Origin of the sequence: Nocardia shimofusensis NBRC 100134 (genome assembly GCF_001613125.1) — a bacterium.
GTDB classification, from domain to species: domain Bacteria; phylum Actinomycetota; class Actinomycetes; order Mycobacteriales; family Mycobacteriaceae; genus Nocardia; species Nocardia shimofusensis.
The window spans coordinates 1-3,227 of the sequence record NZ_BDBT01000055.1; the positions used below are offsets into that span (position 1 = coordinate 1).

Here is a 3,227-nt window from a genome sequence, read left to right on the forward strand (position 1 = left end):
GATCGTGGGCCGACCCGAACGCCGAACAGAGCCCGACCTGGGTCGCAGCCGCGTTCGGGTCTCCCGCGCGACCCTCTACCGCTACCTCGCCGAGACCAAGACAGCCTGACCTTCAGACCGGTCGTCCGTCCTCGACATCGCACGCCACGCGAGAGCGGGCACGGAAGTACCAGGCCAAGGCACCGACCACCGGCACCAACCACACCACCGCCAACCACGCGACGCGACGCCCAGCAGTATTCGCCACGGACAAGATCGAGAAAGTCGCTATCGGGACCGAGACGAACCAGACGATCAGGAACAACCCCAGCGCAACAAGTTCCACCAGAAACATGCCGAAACCGGGCATGCAGTCCACCCCCGCCTCAGCGCAGTCGCTTATCCCTGCTCCAGCCCACAGCCTGGTCGGCACTTCGAGATCGTAGAGTGTGGCCCGCGCCCTCCCGCGCTGGCGCATCGCTGTGGATTTGGAGTACACCCCAGCTCGACACCGGTGGCGGGTTTGCTGCGGGCCGACGACAGAGCCAGGCGTTCCCCAACGGCCAAGGCGACAAGAATTCGACGGCGACGGGGCCTCGCTCCTGGCCGCCGGTAAGGCGCCCAAACCGGAGGTCAGCCCGAGACCTTATCTCCGGCCTGAGATCGGCAGCGGGGTTCGCTGCTGATGCCAGGTTGCCCGGGGAGACACGCGGCCTTGGTTCAGCGGTAGGCCGCGAGGGCGGCGAAGTAGACGCCAAGGGCGGAGATGACAACGCCGAGGGCGATGAGGGTGGCCGCGGGTGCGGTCTGCCCGCAGGCCATGGCAAGCCAGGCGACGACGAATCCGAGGTTGAGAGCCAGGGACAGGGCCAGCAGCAGCGTCAGGACTTGAATTGTGTTCATGGCGTTGAGATTGCAGGCATGATGGGCGTCCCGGGCGTCCCGGGGACGAAGACGGGAAATCCTCGGGAAGGTCAGCAGGTGAGCGGTATCCCCACCACGCCGGACCGGCCACCGCAGGCGGCGCGGGTGCTGGGTGAGACGATCCGTGCCAAGCTGCGTGTTTCTGAGATCTCCAGTCAGGCGGAGCTGGCGCGCAAGGCGTACTGCGGTAAGAACACCGTGTCCGACCTCGTCAACGCCACACGCCCGATGCCCTGGGAAACGGTCAAGAAGATCGCCGAAACCATCGATGGCTCCAAGGAGTGGATCACTCAGGTCCAGGAGCTGTGGCTGCTCGTTGATCGTGAGTGGCGTGAGCTCAACCAACCATCCGACACTGGCGGGGGCACGGTGGTGATGGGCCGTATCCCTGCCCGGGCGCCGCATTTCGTCGCCCGTGACCAGCTGGCGCAGCTGCGGCAGACGCTGCAGGACTCACCGGTGGCGGTGGTGGTGTGCGGGATGCGCGGTGCCGGCAAAACCCAGATCGCCGCGGCCTACACCCGGGAAGTGATCGTCACCGACGAACCGGGTGTGGTGGCCTGGATCGGCGCCGAAACTCACGACAGCATGCTGGGTGGGCTCACCGAACTCGCGACCGTCCTGGGGGTGGCCGACCCCGACGGTGACCCACAGTCCTCGGCGCGGCGGCTGCGTAACCACCTCAATGGCGCCCGAGGCCCGTCGGGGGTACTGGTGTTCGACAACGCCACCGACCCGGACTTCCTCGCCGAGTTCCTGCCCACCAGTGGCCGGGTGCGGGTGGTGATCACCAGCACCGACCGTGCCTTCACCAGCCTCGGGGAACTCGTCGACGCCAAGGAAGGATTCGAACGCAGCGAATCCGTGCAGTACCTGGCCACAGCCACCAAGCTCGACGACCCCCAAGGTGCTGATGGTCTCGCGAAAGAGCTGGGGGACCTGCCGCTGGCGTTGGCGGCTGCGGCCGCCACCATCGTCCAGCTCAAGCTGGACTACCAGCAATACCGAGACAAGCTGGCCGCCCAGCCGCTGCCGACGGTCATGCGCCGCCAGTGGGGCGGCTACGAGCGGGCGGTAGATCAGGCCCTGCAGTTGGCAATCGACACCGTCATCCACGCCGCCGAAAACGGTGGCGCCGACGAGCGGGTGCGATGGCTGGTGGGCGTGATGGCGATGCTGTCCCCCGACGGTGTGGAAGCCGACCTGCTGGACCGCGACGACGAGTCGGACTTCCAGACACACGCGGCAATCATCTGGGGTGTAGAAGGTTCACTGCTGTCATGGTCGGCTGGCGGGCGGGTGCTGGTAATGCACCGGCTGACCGGGAGGGTGATCCGCGAACGCGCTGTAGCCGACGGCACCCTCGACGCCTTCGCCGCTGACGCCGCCGCGGTCCTGGCACCACGTCTGTTCGACGAGCACCAGGCGTTCCAGCGCCGCCTGGAAGGCGCCCGCCTTGTCGATCACATCGACGCCCTCACCACGATCACCGGCCAGCACGAAGCCATCAGCTCTGACACCCGCACCCCCCTGCTGGCCCACCGCCGATGGGCCACCCGCCAACTGATCAGGTCCGCCGATACCACACGATCCATCACCCAAGCCCACCACACCCTCACTGACTCCGAGCGGATCCTCGGCCCCAGCCACCCCGACACCCTGCAATCCCGCAACAACCTCGCCAATGCCTACCAGTCGGCAGGGCGGTTCCGGGAGGCGATCCCGCTGTTCGAGCGGACCCTCACCGATCGTGAGCGGATCCTCGGGCCCGACCACCCCAACACCCTGATCTCCCGCAACAACCTCGCCGATACCTACGAATCGGTGGGGCGGGTCGCCGAGGCGCTCGCGCTGTTCGAGCGGACCCTCACCGATCGTGAGCGGATCCTCGGGCCCGACCACCCCAACACCCTGATCTCCCGGAACGACCTCGCCGACGCCTACAAGTTGGTGGGGCGGGTCGCCGAGGCGCTCGCGCTGTTCGAGCGAACCCTCACCGATCGTGAGCGGATCCTCGGGCCCGACCACCCCAACACCCTGATCTCCCGCAACAACCTCGCCGACGCCTACGACTCCGCTGGAAGACTCGCCGAGGCGATCCCCTTGTACGAGCGGACTCTCGTTGACTCCAAGCGTGTCCTCGACGCCGGCCATCCTCATATAGCGATGTACCGCGACAATCTCCTATCGGCGCGGAAAAGACACCGTCCTCAGAGTTGATCCGTCGACGGCGGTCTTGGTGCGAGACGACGTGGCATTGTCAGGTGTTGTGTCGGCGAGCTGGCTCGTCGACACAACACGCGGCCTGAACTATTCGCCTGTCG

At 66.7% G+C, this 3,227-nt stretch carries 3 protein-coding genes; 1 reads left to right on the top strand and 2 read right to left on the bottom strand.

What is annotated here, in order from left to right:
• Window positions 1-112: 112 nt before the first annotated feature.
• Window positions 113-349, bottom strand: a complete 237-nt coding sequence (locus tag NS3_RS27860) for a PLDc N-terminal domain-containing protein (RefSeq protein ID WP_245649848.1) — start codon at window positions 347-349, stop codon at window positions 113-115.
• A 350-nt stretch (window positions 350-699) separates the two neighbouring features.
• Window positions 700-882 (bottom strand): hypothetical protein, encoded by a 183-nt coding sequence (locus NS3_RS27865; protein ID WP_067865974.1) that lies wholly within the window; start codon window positions 880-882, stop codon window positions 700-702.
• 78 nt (window positions 883-960) lie between these two features.
• Between NS3_RS27865 and fxsT the strand changes: the two genes are divergently transcribed.
• Entirely contained in the window at window positions 961-3,123 is a 2,163-nt protein-coding gene (gene fxsT, locus NS3_RS30255) for an FxSxx-COOH system tetratricopeptide repeat protein (protein ID WP_067865977.1), read from the top strand.
• Window positions 3,124-3,227: the final 104 nt, after the last annotated feature.

What these genes read in the sequence shown, in the direction of transcription:
- NS3_RS27860 (WP_245649848.1), bottom strand. Translation starts at nt 349, where the DNA reads ATGCCCGGTTTCGGCATGTTTCTGGTGGAACTTGTTGCGCTGGGGTTG.
- NS3_RS27865 (WP_067865974.1), bottom strand. Translation starts at nt 882, where the DNA reads ATGAACACAATTCAAGTCCTGACGCTGCTGCTGGCCCTGTCCCTGGCT.